The sequence below is a fragment of the Lactobacillus apis genome (assembly GCF_002837055.1).
Taxonomy (GTDB): Bacteria; Bacillota; Bacilli; order Lactobacillales; family Lactobacillaceae; genus Lactobacillus; species Lactobacillus apis.
In genome coordinates this window covers 1-18,351 of record NZ_PDKP01000008.1, presented here as the reverse complement: position 1 = coordinate 18,351, position 18,351 = coordinate 1, and the positions used below count along the sequence as shown (strand labels likewise).

At 37.9% G+C, this 18,351-nt stretch carries 17 protein-coding genes; 2 read left to right on the top strand and 15 right to left on the bottom strand.

The genetic code is table 11. From position 1 onward, the window contains the following. Positions 1-41: 41 nt before the first annotated feature. The 10 genes from CRG87_RS05890 to CRG87_RS05845 form a co-directional block, all read right to left on the bottom strand. Positions 42-752, bottom strand: coding sequence for an ABC transporter ATP-binding protein (locus CRG87_RS05890; RefSeq protein ID WP_074426049.1), 711 nt, complete (start codon positions 750-752; stop codon positions 42-44). Next, on the bottom strand, positions 753-1,535 hold the full coding sequence (locus CRG87_RS05885; RefSeq protein ID WP_046305925.1) for an ABC transporter ATP-binding protein: 783 nt from the start codon (positions 1,533-1,535) through the stop codon (positions 753-755). A gap of 3 nt (positions 1,536-1,538) precedes the next feature. After that, positions 1,539-2,495, bottom strand: a complete 957-nt coding sequence (locus tag CRG87_RS05880) for a branched-chain amino acid ABC transporter permease (protein ID WP_046305924.1) — start codon at positions 2,493-2,495, stop codon at positions 1,539-1,541. A gap of 8 nt (positions 2,496-2,503) precedes the next feature. Further along, positions 2,504-3,382, bottom strand: coding sequence for a branched-chain amino acid ABC transporter permease (locus CRG87_RS05875; RefSeq protein ID WP_074426050.1), 879 nt, complete (start codon positions 3,380-3,382; stop codon positions 2,504-2,506). A 48-nt stretch (positions 3,383-3,430) separates the two neighbouring features. Next, on the bottom strand, positions 3,431-4,627 hold the full coding sequence (locus CRG87_RS05870; RefSeq protein ID WP_074426051.1) for an ABC transporter substrate-binding protein: 1,197 nt from the start codon (positions 4,625-4,627) through the stop codon (positions 3,431-3,433). Positions 4,628-5,025: 398 nt separating this feature from the next. After that, positions 5,026-6,837 (bottom strand): FtsX-like permease family protein, encoded by a 1,812-nt coding sequence (locus CRG87_RS05865; protein WP_074426052.1) that lies wholly within the window; start codon positions 6,835-6,837, stop codon positions 5,026-5,028. Between the two features lie 28 nt (positions 6,838-6,865). Beyond that, entirely contained in the window at positions 6,866-8,692 is a 1,827-nt protein-coding gene (locus CRG87_RS05860; RefSeq protein WP_074426053.1) for an FtsX-like permease family protein, read from the bottom strand. Positions 8,693-8,703: 11 nt separating this feature from the next. Then, a complete protein-coding gene (locus CRG87_RS05855) occupies positions 8,704-9,453 on the bottom strand; it encodes an ABC transporter ATP-binding protein (RefSeq protein ID WP_074426054.1) in 750 nt (249 codons plus the stop codon). Positions 9,454-9,602: 149 nt separating this feature from the next. After that, positions 9,603-10,217: an ECF transporter S component gene (locus CRG87_RS05850; protein WP_074426055.1), complete on the bottom strand. Its 615-nt coding sequence runs from the start codon at positions 10,215-10,217 to the stop codon at positions 9,603-9,605. Between the two features lie 127 nt (positions 10,218-10,344). Then, entirely contained in the window at positions 10,345-11,133 is a 789-nt protein-coding gene (locus CRG87_RS05845) for a DUF4931 domain-containing protein (RefSeq protein ID WP_074426056.1), read from the bottom strand. Between the two features lie 106 nt (positions 11,134-11,239). On the opposite strand from CRG87_RS05845, the gene CRG87_RS05840 reads away from it, so the two are divergent. Then, positions 11,240-12,451 (top strand): L,D-transpeptidase family protein, encoded by a 1,212-nt coding sequence (locus tag CRG87_RS05840; RefSeq protein WP_074426123.1) that lies wholly within the window; start codon positions 11,240-11,242, stop codon positions 12,449-12,451. A 94-nt stretch (positions 12,452-12,545) separates the two neighbouring features. Here the strand turns inward: CRG87_RS05840 and CRG87_RS05835 are convergent, their stop codons facing one another. Next, positions 12,546-15,083 (bottom strand): M1 family metallopeptidase, encoded by a 2,538-nt coding sequence (locus tag CRG87_RS05835; protein ID WP_074426057.1) that lies wholly within the window; start codon positions 15,081-15,083, stop codon positions 12,546-12,548. A 159-nt stretch (positions 15,084-15,242) separates the two neighbouring features. Between CRG87_RS05835 and CRG87_RS05830 the strand changes: the two genes are divergently transcribed. Next, positions 15,243-15,608 (top strand): aggregation-promoting factor C-terminal-like domain-containing protein, encoded by a 366-nt coding sequence (locus CRG87_RS05830; RefSeq protein ID WP_074426058.1) that lies wholly within the window; start codon positions 15,243-15,245, stop codon positions 15,606-15,608. 53 nt (positions 15,609-15,661) lie between these two features. Here the strand turns inward: CRG87_RS05830 and CRG87_RS05825 are convergent, their stop codons facing one another. The 4 genes from CRG87_RS05825 to CRG87_RS05810 form a co-directional block, all read right to left on the bottom strand. After that, the gene (locus CRG87_RS05825) at positions 15,662-16,192 is read right to left on the bottom strand and encodes a hypothetical protein (protein ID WP_074426059.1); all 531 of its coding nucleotides are present in this window, start codon (positions 16,190-16,192) and stop codon (positions 15,662-15,664) included. A 72-nt stretch (positions 16,193-16,264) separates the two neighbouring features. Continuing rightward, positions 16,265-16,531 carry a hypothetical protein gene (locus CRG87_RS05820; protein WP_074426060.1) on the bottom strand — a complete coding sequence of 89 codons (267 nt, stop codon included), beginning with the start codon at positions 16,529-16,531 and terminating at the stop codon, positions 16,265-16,267. 170 nt (positions 16,532-16,701) lie between these two features. Further along, complete coding sequence (locus CRG87_RS05815) at positions 16,702-17,517, bottom strand: alpha/beta hydrolase (RefSeq protein WP_074426061.1); 816 nt, start codon at positions 17,515-17,517, stop codon at positions 16,702-16,704. Then, positions 17,514-18,275, bottom strand: a complete 762-nt coding sequence (locus CRG87_RS05810; RefSeq protein WP_046306197.1) for a YibE/F family protein — start codon at positions 18,273-18,275, stop codon at positions 17,514-17,516. Before CRG87_RS05810 ends, CRG87_RS05815 begins: the two co-directional genes overlap by 4 nt. Between the last annotated feature and the right edge of the window lie 76 nt (positions 18,276-18,351).

Here is an 18,351-nt window from a genome sequence, read left to right as displayed (position 1 = left end):
ACATTTTTAGTGAATGGTCTTTTTACTCTTGAAGTAACTACTTAGCCACCGAAGTACACTTTCTGCACTTCTGGATTAGCTAATAGTTCCTGTCCTGTACCAGTTAATTCAATTTTACCAGTTGCCAATACATAACCTCGATCAGCAATCGAGAGCGCTTGTTTAGCATTCTGCTCAATCAACAAGATTGTTGTTCCCTTTTTATTCAGCTCTTTAATAATCTTAAAAATCTCCTGAATATACAAAGGTGACAGTCCCATCGAAGGTTCGTCAAGTAAAAGTAATTTAGGTTTAGCCATCAATGCACGACCGATGGCCAGCATTTGTTGCTCACCACCTGACAGCGTTGCAGCATCCTGATTTTTACGCTTTTGTAAAATTGGAAAGCGTTCAAAAATTTCCTGATAACCCTTGTTTACTTCACTACCGTTTTTTTGTAAAAAGGCACCCATCTGTAGGTTTTCCATTACCGTTAGTCCGGAAAAAATATGCCGTCCCTCTGGAACTTGTGAAATCCCGTCTAATACTGTTTGCGGAGCCTTTTCTTTAACAATGCTCTTACCCTTATATGTAATTTGACCATCCTTAGGTTTAAGTAGTCCAGAGATTGTTTTAACAATTGTCGACTTGCCGGCACCGTTTGCACCAATCAAAGTCACAATTTCGCCTTCATTTATTTTGAAACTTACCCCTTTAACAGCTTGGATAACACCATAATTAACGGACAAGTTTTCAACTTCGAGCATCGCCATCTAGACTTCACCTTCTCCCAAATATGCCTCAACCACTTTATTATTTGTCCTGATTTCCTCAGGGGTACCAGTTGCAAGTAATTCTCCTTGATCGAGAACATAAATGCGTTCAGCCAAGTTCATAACAAGAGACATGTCATGCTCAATCAATAAAACAGTTATGCCAAACTCTTTTTGCACCCGCTTAATTAGGTTAGTTAAATCTGCTGTTTCCTCTGGATTCATTCCAGCGGCAGGTTCATCTAAGAACAAAATTTTAGGCTGTGTTGCCAAGGCTCTAACTATTTCTAAGCGGCGCTGCGTTCCATAAGGTAGATTTTCAGCTAATAATGCTTGGCTATCTGTTAAATCGAAAATGTCTAGCAGCTTTTCTGCTGCTGCTCTCATTTCCTTTTCAGTTCGATAATAGCTTGGCAAACGAAAAACAGTTGTCAAAAATCCTTCTTTGTACTTATTTGTCATGGCAGTTAAAACATTGTCCATAACTGTTAAATTTTTGAACAAACGAATATTCTGAAAAGTTCGTGACAAGCCTAAATCAGCAATTTGGACAGCATTCTTACTGGTTAAATCATAAGTTTGCTTGTCAACTCGTAAATCTATTTTGCCGCTAGTTACAGGAACCATCCCTGTTAATAAGTTAAATAGCGTTGTTTTACCAGCACCATTTGGACCAATAAGGGCAACCAATTCATGTTCATCTAGATGAAGTGAAACATCGTTAACTGCGGTTACACCACCAAATTTACGTACCGCGTGTTCTACTTGCAGTAAATGCTCCATGTGCTAGCCCCTTTCCTTTTTACCAAAATGTTTACCAAGATTCTTTAATGAAAATTCCCAGTTCCCGAGCAATCCTGATGGCTTGAAGATCATTATTAAAATCAATGCAATTGCATAAATAACCATTCTTAGCGCACCAAAGTTTTGTAAGACCGTATCTAACACGCCTAAAACAACTGCTGCTAAAAATGTTCCGGTCATACTACCAACACCACCTAAAACAACAATTACAAGAATCGAAATAGACTCCATAATTCCAAAGTTTGATGGTGAAATAGTTTGGATATAGGATGCATGCAAGCTACCAGCAATCGCAGCTGTTGTCGCACCAATAACAAAAGCGGCTACTTTCCACTTTGTAGTGTTAATTCCCATCGCTTCAGCAGCAATTTCATCTTCACGTACGGCTTTGATTGCTCGTCCGTTTTTAGATCTAATAAAGTTCATCAAAACTAGGGTCGTTAAACAAACCAAAATATAAACAGTTGGCCAAGAGCATAGTTGAGGAATATTAAACATCCCCGCTGAGCCACCAGTAATCTTCAGGTTATTGATGATGTTGCGAATAATTTCAGCCGCACCTAAAGTCGCAATTGCTAAATAATCACCCTTTAGTCGAGTAAACGTTGCTGTTCCGACAACTAAGGCAATAAGTGCCGCAAGCGCCATCCCAACTAGCAATGACACAATAAAACCTAGTTCAGTACTTACGTGCTGGGTAATAATCGCGGTTGCATATGCACCAATTGCCATAAAACCAGCGTGTCCAAGTGAAAATTGGCCACTAAAACCGATAATTAAGTTCAATCCCGTTGCCAAAATAATATTGATTCCGATTGTGACCAACATATTTTCAATAAAGTCATCGATCACGCCTACCATAATTAACGCATTGATTAGATAGAAGCCAGCAATCATAATTACAAGCCACGACAAGATGTATTTCAAATTTGCTTTCATTTTGCCACCTAAACCTTTTCTTTAGTATTTTTGCCAAAGATACCGGCTGGTAAAAAGAGCAAAATAACAATTAAGACAAAGTAAACGACAGCATCTTTGTATGCAGATAAACCAATTGATTGGAAAAATGTTTCCAAAATACCAATCAGGAAGCCTCCTAGTGATGCACCAGGTACTGAACCAATTCCGCCCAATACGGCTGCCACGAAGGCCTTGATTCCCGGTGTCATTCCCATCAGCGGATCAATTTGGTTATAGTACATCCCAATCAGAATACCGCCAGCACCGGCTAAGGCCGAGCCTAAGGCAAAAGTAAATGAAATCGTATGGTTCACATTTACACCGACTAACTCAGCTGCATCTGGATCAACCGAAACTGCTCTCATTGCTCGTCCCATTTTGGTTTTTTTGATAGTTACCTGCAGCAAAACCATTAAGATCAACGCTGTAGCCAAAATCAAAATTTGAATATTAGAAATGACAATGCCACCAATGTTGTAATTAACTTGTTCCATTACTTGGGGAAAGCTGCGTGCATTAGAGCCTACTAAATATGACATACCATTTTCTAGCAAAAACGATACACCAATAGCAGTAATCAAAACAGCGATTCTAGGTGACTTACGTAGAGGTCGATATGCAAAATATTCAATCACTACACCAGCTAGTGCACTAACAATCATTGCTGTAAGTAGAGCGATAATAAAGTTAAAGTGCCAAAGGCTAATTACGTAGTAGGCACAAAATGCCCCTAACATGTAAATATCACCATGAGCAAAGTTAATTAACTTAATAATGCCGTAAACCATGCTATAACCCAACGCCAACAAGGCATATATCGAGCCTAATGATAAGGCATTGATAATTTGCTGTAAAACTATCTGCAAATTTGATCGCTCCTTTGAAATATCTCTATTAACTAAACGTGTTTTACGTTAGTCAACCTTGTAAGAATTACTGATTTTTCCGTTAGTCATTTCCTCAGTTATGATTGGTCTTTCAGGGTTGTGTTTTTTATCAATCGTGATTTCGCCAGTAACACCCTTGAAGTTCTTAGTCTTAGCTAAGCCTGCAGTAATTTTGACTGAATCATCTGATTTTTGCGTTTCAATTGCATTTTTAACTAGGTATACCGCATCATAAGCAAGTGCTGAGAATGCAGGAGCATCAGTGTGGTAACGTGCCTTAAAAGCTTTCATAAACTTCGAAGCAAATGGATCCTTAGCTGCAACACGGGTAGAAAATGGTGTGGTGTAGAAAATATTTGTGGCATTCTTAGGACCTGCGATTTGTGGTAACTTCGGATCAGCCATTCCGTCACCACCAACGATTGGAATCTTGATACCCATTTGACGAGCTTGCTTGATGATCAAACCTACTTCAGTGTAGTAACCAGGAACATAAATCGCATCAACGTTTTTCGACTTAAATGAAGTTAAAACAGCGTTAAAGTCCTTATCACCTGCTGAGTATGTTTGGTTAGCGACTACCTTACCCTTATATGTATTTTGGAAGGCCTTAGCTAGTCCTGTTCCGTAATCACTTGAATTATCAGCGTAAATAGCAACACGCTTGGCCTTTAATTTATCCATTACAAATTCTGCTGCTTTAGTTCCTTGGAAATTATCTTGGAAACAAGCACGGAAAACATACTCTTGAACCTTACCGTCTTTTTGTAAAGTATATTTTGAATCCGTTGCTGATGGACTGACACTTGGCACAGCTGCTTTCGTAATATTTGGAATTTCAGCAGTACCTGCACTTGTGGTTGCAGGCCCAACAATTGCTGCAACCTTGTCCTTAGTAGTTAACTGAGCTGCAACAGAGGATGAAGTAGCTATTGCAGACTTATTGTCACGTAAAATCAATTTAATTTTCTTCTTGTGGCCATTAACGTTAATCCCACCTGCTTTATTGATTTCATCAACTGCAAGTTGGACACCCTGTCGTTCCGCATTACCATAACCGGCAGCAGCTCCAGACAGCTCTAAATTGGCTCCAATTTTAACAACATCATGTGCTTGGGTTGTTCCCTTGCTACCACTGTTTTTAGCAACGGAACAGCCCGCCATCATAAATGCAGCCGCTCCTAATGTGACAGCACTCATTACTTTTTTAGTAAACTTACTCATTTTTTCTCCTTTGACATTTACCTACAAAAACACCTCATTCAACTTAATGAATGAGGCGCTAGGTCATTTATGAGTTAAGCCCCATTCATCAAGAAGCAAACAAGGGCTCAACTTTACAAACTGCATTCAGCAATCTACTTAGGTTAAGTCCTACTTGACAACAAGGCAATAATTATCTTTTGCGTATTGACTATTCTAATGTTCTTTTTATTTAATTTTGTAATTTTCATTAAAATAGCCTCCTCAAAATTTAATTTAACACTTAGAATTATAGGTATCTTGTTTTTAGGTGTCAAGAAATATTTTAAAAATAATTTAATTTAGCCAAAAACCTTGAATGAATAGTTAGCTTTTTCAGCAAAAATAAAAAGCTGCAATCTTAATGATTACAACTTTTTTCACTCTTTTGTTAAAACAAGTTTTTCATACAATTTGACTGTTAATAAATAATAAAATGAATAGAGAATAATAAAAATAACAAACGGAATCCAGATACTACGGTATGGGTTTTCTAACAAATCTTTAAAAAGTTGCAGTCCAAAAAGAACATCAATCACGCCTAGAAGTGCTGGTAAGAGAAAAAGAACACCGATTTCTGCTTTGATAGAACGCCGTAGTAGCTGTTTCCTTGTCCCCATTTGGTAGAGCATCCGGTACTTCGCTTTATCGCCAGCAGCACCACTTAAAACTTTAAACATTAAAGTTGAAGCAAGCATAGTCAAAAAGGCAAAGCCAAGAAAGAAGCCCATGAATTCAAACGAACTACTGTAAGCAAGTGAGTTGCCGTAAAAAGCCGCTTTAGACTGAGGCACGAGGGCGGAAAAAGCAGGCTTTTCTTTTACTTGCTGACTTTCCATTTTAGCGATAATAGGATAAGCCTGGCGAAAATCTTTAACTCGAAGAAGACTAACAAAGTTTTTCTGACCACTAAGTTTGCTTAACTCCTTTGACGAGACAAGCTTAACTTTTTGCTGGCCATGGTTTGGAACCATCCGCATAAAAATAGTATTATCTATTGCATTGCTATCAGATATTTTATTTACTTGCAGTGCTTTAACGGTATATTGAGTGACACCTCTGTTATTGGAATAATTAACACTAACATATTTCGCTGGCTGTTTCGAAAGTTCAGCTTGATCAAAGTAAAGAACTTTTTTGGTTTCCTTGTAATGGTAGGTCTGTTTACTAATTACATCCAGTTTTGACTCGGCCTTTTTGACGGCAGAAGAATTGCTAACAATTGTTGCATCGTAATAAACAGACTGCGTTGCTAAATCATTGAGCGAATCAAAGTTCAAACCAACGGTGATTGCACCAAGTGCAAGAGCAAACAGCAAAGAAATCATTGTCAAAACTCGAGTATAGCTTTGCAGCCGAAATTTCAACTGCCCCAGCGTAAACATGCGAATGCCATGGTAAGAAAAACTTTTCCTTTTTAACAAAAGCCCCACAAGCGAACTAAACACTGCAGCAAAAATCAAGTATGAACCAATTACAATTGTTACCAAAGCGGTTGGAATAATTTTAAAAACTTGCTCCTTTGGCAGTGTCATTACGTAATAACCTATTGCCAGTAAGAAAACACCGCCTGCTGCTTCGATTACTCGTAAAAATGGGCGATAGCGAAATTTTACTGGTGCCTGATCTTCATGCAACAAAGTAATAACAGGCGTGTGCGTTAACTTATATACGTTAGCCAAGGCCACCACCAAAAATATTACTAAGAAAAACGCAATCGTAATTATAATCGCATTAGGTAAAATGGCCTGAAAATGTGGTATTTCTAAGCCTAACTTGCTAATTAGTATTTTTAGACTAATCCAGGTTAAACCAAACCCAAGTATAAGTCCTAAAAAAGTGGCTAAAAGACCAGTGATTAGGGTTTCACCAAAAATCAGTCGCCCTATCCTAGTGCTTTTAGCACCCAGCATCATGTACATGCCGTAATCATGCTTACGCATGCTGAGTAAAAACGTATCAGCATACAATAAATAGACTAAAGTAATAATGACTAATAAAACAATGCCAAAAATAAAAATATATTTTAAGTAATCTGTTCTAACGTGGATGTCATTTTTAATAAAGGCTGGGTTAACTGCAATTGCTAAAAACATATAGAAAACCATGCTAGCAACAGTTAAACCTGAAAACAAAACCAGATAGTCCTTTAGCCTGCTTTTTATTCCCGTTAAAGACAACTTCCAAATCATACGCACTCCTCTTTCCTAAACTAGCAGCTCATTCTCCTTTATTGAGAACAGTATCCGATTTCAAAACGATTTTTTCATATAACTTCACTGTTATTAGGTAATAGAGGACGTACAAAATGATAAAAATTGTAAATGGGATCCATAAGTTGTGGTACGGGGCTGGAAGGAAAACTCTAAACATCTGTAAACCAAATAAAACATCGATTACGCCTAATATTCCCGGTAAAATGAACAAGATACCAATCTCATTTTTAATTGAATTACGTAAGACAGACATTCTAGTGCCCATTTCAAACAACATCTGATAGCGAATTTTATCGCTAGCAGCACCCGTTAAGATTTTAAACATTAAAGTAGAAGCAAGCATAGTTAAGAACGCAAAGCCCAAGAAGAAGCCCATGAATTCAAAGCCACTGCTAAAGTTCATAACTAGCTGATAGGCTCCTGCCTTACTTGATTGATAAACATTGGCATAATTTTTGCTTTCTTCTAGCTGCTGCTTTTCAATTTTTAAGAGAATTGGATAGTCTTGCTGAAAATTCTTTACGGTTAGAAGGGTGACAAACTGCTTGTCGCCCTTTAAACCAGCCCATTTTTGCTGTGAAACCAAACGAATAGGTTTATGGTGCTTAGCAGGAAGCATTGAGTTCAAAGCGTTATTAGCAGTTGTTCCCTGCTTAGCCAGATCAGCAATTTTCAAATTTACTGTCTTATATGCTGGTGTGTCATTTTTGACATAGAATTCATTGTTTTTGACTGGATTAGTACTGAATTCAGCCCGCTTAAAGTACAAGTACTTTTTGTTTTCTTTATAATGATATGTTTGTTCGTGCTTGATATGCAGCTGTTTCTTAGCTTCTTGAACCGCAGAAGAGGAACTTACAATCGTCGTGTCATAATATGTGCTTGCAGTAGCTTGATCTTTAAGTGTACTAAAGTTCAATCCCACCGTGATTGCTCCTAAAGCCAAGGCAAAGAGTAGCGAAATAATTGTTAAGATCTTGGTGTAGTCGTGAATCCGAAACTTTAACTGGCCTAGTGTAAACACCCGGATACCGCGGTAAGAAAAGTCTTTTCGCTTTAATAAAAAGCCAATTAATGCACTGAAAAAAGAATTAAATGTAAAGTATGACCCCGCTACAATCGTCACTAAAGCAACTGGAATGATAATTAAAATCATTGCTGCGGGAAGACTGAGCGTATAGTAACCTATGGCTAGCAGAACTAGGCCAGCAATTGCTTCTACTGAGCGCAGCCCCGTTTTATGACTCATTTCAGCTGGCTTTTGCTCGTCTTTCAAAAGGCTGATTACTGGTGTACGTACTAATTTACGTGCATTTTTGAGCGCGCCGAAGAGAAACATTAAAGTGAAAAAGATTAGTGTCCACAAAACGGCATTAGGCAAGATGGGACTAAAATGAGTAACCGTTAAACCCAGTTTATCAATTAGTAATTTGGCAACAACTGTGGTCAAGCCAAAGCCCAGAATAATGCCAGCTGAAGTGGCTAAAATCCCAGTAATCAATGTTTCTAGAAAAATTAGCACCCCAATCTTGCTACTCTTGGCTCCTAGCATCATATACATGCCATAGTCGTGCTTACGCATGCTCAACAAAAACGAATTAGCGTAAACAAGATAAATCATTGAAATAATGACTAGTAATACAATGCCAAAGCCAAATGTAAATTGAACATATGAAGTTGAGGTTTGAATATCGTTTTTGATAAAGGCCGGATTAATTGCAATGGTCAAAAACATGTAAAAGATCATGTTTGCAACAACCAAGCCAGAGAATAAGACCGTATAATCTTTAAAACGATTTTTGATTCCTGTTAAAGATAATTTCCAAATCATATTCGTTTCCTCTATTCATCGGTATCTAAATGGTCAATCAATAAGTGATAAAACTCTTGCCGCGACAGCTCGTTTTTCAACATTTGCTTACCAATCTTACCGTCTTTAATAAAGAGAATTCGACTGGCAAAACTAGCGGCAAACGGATCATGAGTAACCATCAATGTTGTAATGCCATCATTTTGATTCAAATCTTCCATTGTATCCAATAATTCGCGTGCACTCTTTGAATCAAGCGCACCGGTTGGCTCATCTGCAAGTAAAATTGCTGGTTCATGAACTAAAGCTCTGGCTGCTGCTACCCTTTGCTTTTGACCTCCGGAAACCTCAGCAGGATACTTGGCTAATATTTGCTCAATTCCAAGTCGTCCAGCAATTCGATCGATTAACGGATCAATTCGCTTAGTTGATATTCCACGCAAACTTAGCGGCAAAGCAATATTTTCGCGGTTAGTTAAGTTTTCCAGTAAATTAAAGTCTTGAAAGATAAAGCCAATTTGCTTACTTCTAAAATCGGCTAACTGATTGGCGTTTAACGTACTATTATCCTCATGATTAATAAAAACATGACCACTTGTTGGCTTATCGAGAGTTGACAAAATGTTAAGCAGGGTCGTTTTACCTGAACCTGAAGCACCCATAATAGCCACATACTCGCCCGAATTAACCGTGAAGTTAATGCCCTTTAGTGCCTGATATTGCTTTTCGCCGCGCTTGCCATATGTTTTAGTTACCTGCTCTACACGTAGTATTTCAGTCATGTTTCCTTTTCCTCCTATTAGTCACTGTGTATTATATATCTAATACACTAATCCTGTTTTGACATTTTGTCAAACAAAAAAAGCACTTACTTAAGTAAGTGCTTTTATCAGCTAAGTTTTGCTGTAATTCTAGTATATAAAATTAAGCTTTAGCCAATTCTCTTCATCACCTTTTTTAGTGGTATCACAATAATCGGTGTAACTATTGCTGTAAAAATTGCTTCAATCAAGCCGTTCATCCCTAAGGCAATAATCAAAGCCTCGATTAATGGCGTTCCTTTGGCAAAATTGCCCATATAACCAATGAGCCGCCCTGAATCATTCATAAAAACAAGGCTGGTTAATAATATGACTAAGACTGTATTGGTTAAAGAGGTAACCGCACCTGCAGTTGCATAGCCGGTTTCTCTTATTCCCTTTTTCTTATTCTGAAAGAGTTTGCCTATTAGACCAGGAAAAAGTCCAGCACAAACACTTGGAATTACTGCGATGAAAACATTTTGAAAGAGCATCAAGCTGACAATATCGCCTGGCTGTGTAAACGCCAAGATTAATCGTAAAATTCCCCAAAACAAACCAAAAACCGCTCCAGCCATTGGACCCATTAATAAGGCGTAGATTGCTACTGTTAATGGCGCAGTCGTAATTGCAGGTAACCCAGGCAGGATACGAATGTAGCCAATGTTAGGAACAAAGGTCTGAAGTAAAAAAAGTGCGATGAATAAAGCTGTAATTGCCATGTTTCTTGTTTGTTCTCGTCTCATGTAAGTTTTCTCCTTAATAACATTTTGCTATTATATTGCTAAACTTTTTAAGTCGCAAACAATTATATTAGTTGCTAAGACCATGATAATACAGGTTTAAACTCTAACTGTCCTTATATGCTTTTTCCTAATCCTGTTCTTCTTCAAAAAAGGCTCTAAATTGCTCGGCCTCTTGGAGCAATTTTTCACGATTATCGACCTGCGATAACTTATAACCCACAAAATAAGGTGAAGCAGCAAAACGCGCAATTAGCTTAGCACAAATTTTGCCTCCTTCACGCGGATAAAAGAATAAATTATAGGAATCACAACGCCCCTTCGACACCACATTTAACATGTACTTGGTTCCCGCTTGAATCCAGTCTGCCCATAAGTCAACACTAGACAAATCACATAAATTAAGATTTAATTCAACATAGCCATGAATTGGTGCAGTTGAAACGTTAATCTCAACTCCAGCTTTATCAAAGAGGGTTATACCCTTAAAATTAGCTTCATCAATATTCCGATAGCCGTCTTGCTTTTCAAGTCCAACAATTTGCATGTGTGGATGCACAAGTGAGCCTCCTGAATTTGGACCAAAGTTCTTGTACCATAAAACGGACTTGAACTGTTTTTGGGCCCTCATCTTATTGAAGCAGTTCAGGGAAAACTGAATTAATTGTCGATTGAACGCTTTAGAATAGGTCGCAATATCACCATGATGATCACTCGACTCAATTAGAACAGTTTGAACCGTGTCACGTAACGTTGGATACTTATTACGCAACCAGATCATGTCTCCATTTTTTTGATAGATATTTTCTAAGCTGTCAACTTCACAAAATGGACAGCCCGAATTATTCTTTACTTTACGATATGAATTAGGTTTATTTTTTGCAATATTTACATCAAAAATTAACGGGTCAATATCCATCATATCCTCCAAAAAAATCTATCTTATCTATTTTACTAGCGCCGCAATAGATGATAAACTGGAACCGCAATTATTTTATAAAAAGTTATTTATAGTGGGTAAAATTATGCAATCTAGAAAAGACTTACAGAAACACAACAATCGCAACAACTTTTATTTAATTATGGTTGGCATCTTCATGATTTTAGCCGTTGTCTTTGGTGTTATTTTATATAACCGACACGTTGAATCACAAAAGGCAGCCAAAGAATTTGCTATTACTCATTTTAACCCTAATGTAACCATTTATGGCGTAAAAGTGGGAAATCTAACTGTTGATAAAGCAACGAATAAAGTCAATGCAAAAGCTAACAATATGGTTGTGTTGGAAAAAGGTAAGGTTTCAATTGAACGCGATCCCAAGCTTAAGACTATCCAGCGCGAAGAAGTTAAAAAATATTTCGATAAACAGCACACGACAATGCCTGATAAACGAATTTTTGACTACAAATACACAGATCTTGCAGCAGCTAATGATGCGCTTAAAAATGTTAGTCAAGCAAAATTGAATTATCAAATCGCTGGCAAGTCATACAAATTGCAAGCCCGCGACTTGCTTAACGAAGTTACTTTCAAACAAGGCAAGTTTAACTTCATTAACTCCGAAAACTTAACCGCCAAGCTTAACCAGATTGATCAGGAAGTTACAACCTTGCACAAAAGTTATAAATTTACTGTTCCGGTCAAGAAAAAATTGAATGGCAAGGAAATTACCGTTAAAAATGAAAGTTATGGCTGGGGTGTTAACGTTAAAAAGGCACAGGCAGCGATTGAACAAGCCTTCTTAACTGGTAAAACCAAATTAGATGGCAAAAACTATCTTTATGGCTTAGGTTACAGTACTTATGGACTCGGTTATGGTCAAAATAATCATGGCATTGGTGACGATTATATTGTTGTTTCCTTGAAAAAGCAGGCACTTTGGATTGTCAAAAAGGGCAAATTGGTTGTTTACCTAAATGACGTGGTTACAGGAACCAAAAATGGCAGTAAAGGCAACAGAACGCCTACTGGCGTTTGGTACATTCACTATAAAGAATCTCCATCTGTTCTTCGCGGACGTAACAGCGATGGTTCAAAATATGCATCACCAGTTAAGTATTGGATGCCATTTACCTTAAGCGGGTGTGGCCTGCATGATGCAAGCTGGCGTGGTGATTGGACTAAAACTGCCTACCTCCGTGGTGGTTCACACGGCTGTGTTAACATTAAACCAGCTGAAGCGAAAAAAGTTTGGCGTAACGTAACTAAACATGAGCCAGTAATTGTTTATGATTAGAGTTAAATCCTAAGCAAAAAAGCAGTGCTTTAATTAAGCAGTGCTTTTCTTTTGTCTAAAAAGTCATGACGTTAACGTCTTTTTTTCAATAAAACTATTTAGTAATAGCTTCCTTAATCTTCTGGTTAACAACTGCCTGTTCTTTAGTTACCAGGTCAGCCTTGGTGGCAATAACCTTAGTATCCATTTGAATCTCTCGACCTAAACCAGGTTGATCAATTTTTGGCTCAAAGAAAGTAGTGAATTCCTCTAAACGAGCTGGAGTATGGAATGCTTTTGCCGTAACAGTTATGAAACTGGTAAATTCCATATCGCCACCGATAGTCTTTTCAAGCCAAGCCCATTCAGCACGAATCCAATCCCAAGCTAGTTGCTCACCTTGCTTGTTAGAAAGAACTGAGAAGTACCATGAACGCAAATCTTGTGGCTTGATAATGTCATTGTTTTCAAAATTATCAACAATTTGCTTAAGGTCTTCCTTGTCCTGAGTTGAAGTTATGGCTGCCATAAGGTCTTGCTTAAAGTATGGATCAACTGCAGTTTGATATTCTTTAACTAGGCGTTCAATAAGCTCTGAACTGTGGTAGTTTTTAGCTTCGTTAATCAAAACATATGGTCGAACTGAAGCTTCAATCTTAATTAAGTCTGCCTCGTTTTGGGCAAAAATTTGGTGACCTGCTTTTATCACAGCTGGGTTGCCAGCATATAATGCAGCTGATAATTCAGTTGGACGAATTTGTAGCTCATCAGCAGTATCTGTTTCTTTAGCTTCCCAGCCAAGACGTTCTACTTGTTTACTTGAAAGTTGATTAGTAAATTGCTTTAAGTTCTTTTCTTCATCAGAATCTGGTGTGACAAACTTACGTAAACTAGCTACAGCACTGAATAAAGCACCAATTACGATGTTAGAATCAGAGTCAGCAAATTTTGGTAACAATGGCACGATTTCTGCATATGAAATCTGGTTGCCTTGAGCTAAAAGACCCAAATCTTGCAATAATTGTAATTGATCAACAGGCTTTAAGTCGTCAACTTCAGCAATAATATCAGTCATCAGTGTTTCATCGTAGTTAACGATAAAGTGTGAACTATTGCCAACATTAAGGCGTAATGCATGGCTTGCTTTTGCACGTAAGTCACTATAATCACCGAGATCGAGTTCTCTATCAGACATAATCTGAGGTGCGTCAAAGTTTGCATTTAGCGGAATTGCCCACTTGCGGCCAACTTCCTTACCTTCACCAGCAAAGAACTGCTTCTGTGTTAAGATCAAATGACCATTTGCGTCAACTTTAGCACTAACTACAGGGTAACCAGGTTGATCCAACCAAGTATGCATAATTTTGCCAATGTCCAAATCAGTTGCAGTTGATAAAGCATCCCAAAGATCGTCACCAGTTGCATTGCCAAACTTGTGTTGGTCGAAATAATATTTGAGACCTTTACGTAAGGCCTCATCGCCAAGCAATGCTCTTACCATTACAAGCATTCTCGAACCCTTAGCGTAAACAATTGCACTGTCGAAAATTGAATCAATATCAGCTGGATGTTCTACTTCAACGTGAACCGATTGAACACCATCAGTCGCATCACGGTTTAAAGCAGCCGGCACTTCAGAAACTTGGTATGTGTTGTCCCAAACGTGCCACTCAGGTTCAAGTGCATCAACTGAGACGTATTCCATCATGTTGGCAAAACTCTCATTAAGCCACAGGTCATCCCACCACTTCATTGTAACCAAGTCACCAAACCATTGGTGAGCCAGTTCGTGAGCAATTACAGTTGCAACATATGCTTTTTGGTCAGCAGTTGCATTATCTGGATCAAGTAAAATTGCTGCCTCACGGTAAGTAATTAGACCCCAGTTTTCCATCGCACCGGCCGAAAAGTCTGGCAACGCAAGTTGCCAAGAATGTGGTAATGGATACTTAGTTTGATAGAATTCTTCATAAAATTCAATTGCTCGCTTAGCAATATCTAAAGCAAAGTCTAATTCTTTTGCTTGGTGTGCCTTTGTTGCAAAGACACCAACTTTTACACCATCTTTGGTTTCAGTCATCTTAGATTGTAATTCACCAAATGCAAAAGCAATTAGATAGCTAGACATTCTAACGGTTTTTTCAAAGTAGTGTACACCGTCTTCAACCTTAATTTCAGGCATGTTAGCAATGGTTGTTTCGCCTTCATGTTCATCATATTTCAGTGCTAAAGAAAAAGTAGCTTTAGCTTCTGGTTCATCAACACATGGAAAAGCTTGACGAGCAGAGGTTGTTTCAAATTGCGTACCGATAATCTGCTTTTTAATCCCATCTACTGTGTAATATGATGGATAAATGCCCATCATGGTATCAGTTAAAGGAGCAGAATACTTAATTTCAACTTCTGTCTTGCCAGTCTTACCCAAATCTATCTTAATTGCTTCTTTTTCATCATCGACTGTGAAAGGAACATCTTGGCCTTCGCTAGTCACTGAAACGATCGTCAGGTATTTTTGGTTGACCATGATTGAATTCTCGATGGCCTCACCTGTAATTGTAGTAGTACCTTTAATTGTCTTCAGTTCCCGGTTTACTTCAATATAAAGATCGTAATGCTTGGGATGAAAAGTTTCATAAAAATGTTTTACTGTCATTGTCTGCCTCCTAGATATAGCAATATAACAAATTTTACCAAAACTATTAGGAAATAACATTAAAACTCGTTTGTAAGCTTTGCGTGTTTGTTTTGTAACAGCAATGAAATATTGCTTGTGTAGTATTATCAATAACAATAAATCAAGTTTAAACAGGGAATGAAGAAATTGAAGAAAAGTAAAAGTATTATTTTAAAGTTAGTCGCCGCGTTAGCCTTATCGTTTAGCTTTACCACAATTGCACAAGTAACTACTGACCACTCTGATGTTCAAACGGTTCAAGCTGCCAAAAAACAGTCAAGTGCTGAACGTGCTGCAAAAAACTGGATTGCGATGCGTGAATCTGGTGGTAACTACTACGCTAGAAATGGTGTTTGTTACGGTAAATATCAATTAAACATCAACTACTTAAAAGGTGACTTATCTCCCAAAAACCAGGAACGTGTTGCTGATAACTACGTATATGGCCGTTACGGTTCATGGGTTAATGCCAAAAACTTCTGGTTAGCTCATCACTGGTATTAAAATTCGTTTCCCAAAAATAAAAAAGTCTAACAATTTGTTAGGCTTTTTATTTACTATTTATTTGTTTTGAGCATTTGCTCAATCTCGGCAAAATATTTTCCCCACTGGTTTTCTTTTTGTGTGCCACATTCCTGCTTTAGCAAATACGCTAGCAATTTCTGCTTATCAGGGCGATCAAGAAACAGGTAGCTTTGCGGTATAGTGATTTCAGGCATGACACTACGTAACTGCTCCAGAGTGACCTTTTTCACTGCGCAATAATTGAGAATCGGAATAATGCAGCCATCATTTTTCGGCATAAAATAATCATATATTTCTTCATATTGGTCGTGTTGAATCAACTGGCCAATTTTAGCCAAGGTATTCGCATCATTTTGAATTAATGAGGGACATTTAATAAACAATTCAATGCCACCATTTTTACCAGTTGTGTACACAAAGGCCTGGAAGCTGTCCTTAAAGAAACGTTTACGATACTCAATCACTTTTTGACCGATTAAAATTTCGTTTACGTATTCTTCATGCATTGATAGTAATAAGCTGGGTAAAAATGGATCGTATACACTGTTTTCAACTGTCTGCAATATTCTTCTCCCTTAAAAAATAGAAAATAAAAAGCTGTCCTCCCATCAAAATGAGAACAGCTTTTTTGCTTTTTAAGCTCTGTGTCGTAATAAATGAGCCTTAGCCGGTTCTGCCTTAAGCCAGTTGGCAAAGAAGGCAAAGCCAAAAACCATCAGCGCAATAATTGCAGTCAAGATAAACAAACCATTATTACTGTTCAAAGCAATTGTTTGCTCATCTTTTAAAAAGGCGTCTGACTCATTAACTTGATTGCACAATCCAAAGAATAACATGATTAGACTGCTCAAAGTTAGTACGCCATTAATTGCTGTTAAAACTTTTATTTTCGTTAACTTCAAAAAATCATGTCCTTTCTTTTGATTCAAATATGTGCCATTATATACCCTCAGCAAATAAATGCAATACTTTTCAGCCAAAATAGTCCATTATTTAGGCACTTTTACAAGTTGTTTTTGATTTATTGATTCAACTTTTCAGGTTAATAAAAAAGAAGCTAATCGCTTCTTTTTTACCATTCACTCTTTAACCATTCTTGTGCTAATTCGAACCAGTGACCAGCATGTGGATTATCTTGCCATTCTCTTCCCTTAACCACCATATCAGTTCGAGCAAGTGAAAAGCCATGACCACCGCGATTGAATAGATGCGCCTCACACGGCACATTATGTTCACGTAAAGCTTCAAGATATTCCAATGTATTGTTGACGAGTACAATTGGATCATCCCACGCATGGAAAATAAATGTTGCTGGTGTTTTATCGGTGACACCTAATGCACTATTTTTAACGAAATCATCAGCCGGCACCTTGTCCAATTCATCTTCTGGAATATCAAAGCCAATTTTAGCTAGGTTAATTAGTGGGTAGCCTAGAATAGTCTTATTTGGCAATACCGCTTTACTGGTAAAATTAAATTCTTTTTGGTATTCCGATGAATTGGCCATGCTATTAGCCAAGCTAGCAACGTGCCCACCGGCCGAAAAGCCAACTGTAACAATTCTTTCCGGATCAATTTCATATTCAGCGGCGTGATCACGGAAGTATTTAACCGTGCTTAAAACGTCAAGTCCTGCATCAGGGTATATATCGCCCTCATCTTGAACCAAATTATATTCCATCACCACACTATTAAAGCCGCAATTATTAAAAGCTAATGCAACCGGCTCCCCTTCGCGCAAGGATAAATGATCAAAACTACCACCAGGAATAACAATTGCGAGCGGATGTTTAGCGGTTACTAAATCTCCAATCGAATCCAAAGTGTATGTGTGCACGTTAAATGCCCTGTTGTTAAAGTTAGTTAATGTTAAATCTGTTACTTTCATTCTTTTACCTCATGCTTCACCATATTCTTTGCCAAGAAAGCCGTTGATAGGGGTACCGTTAGCAGTACGGCAATCAGCGAGTACATGACAATCAAAATTTCATTAACAAACATCTTTTCGTTGAGAATTTCACCTAAAGTGTAATTTAGCCTAATATACCATAAAAATAGAGATAAAAAGCTGCCAAACATTCCAAATAAAATCGTGTTCATTGATGTTCCTAATACATCATTACCTATTTTAGACCCGCTCGCCATTAAATCCTCGTGTGAAATTTCCGGATTGTGCTTTTTGATTTCTAATAAACCAGAGCTCATTGCAACTGCGGCTTCAGCAACTGCACCTAAGGTCGAAAAAATCGCAACAGCGACAGCAATTAGTGGGTAGCTTAAGCCTGGCATTTGCGATAAGCCAACCAAAATTTCACCCGCTTCTGGCCCAAGGCCCGCAGCTTGAGCAAGCCATTCACAGCCTAAAATGAGCACACTGACGACTAAGCAGACAATAAACGAACAGGTAAACGAATTTTTGGCCACCTGATAGTCATGTGTCCCTAGGAAAATAATTGTTACTAATTTTAGTGGAATAAAAATCAGAATCAAAATTGGAATATTAATGCCCCATGAGATTAAAATTGCCAGCAAGATCAATAGCAGTGTGTTAATCAGTACACTGAAAAAGCTTCTAATTCCAGTTTCACCGCCAACGATGGTCATCAGAATTGCTAAAACAATAATTAGTGCCATTAACGTACTCAAATTTGCTTCCACTCCTTTCTCTTTTTCTCTTCCAAAAAGAGAAGACTACAACCTGTTGCAAAGACAACGGTCAACA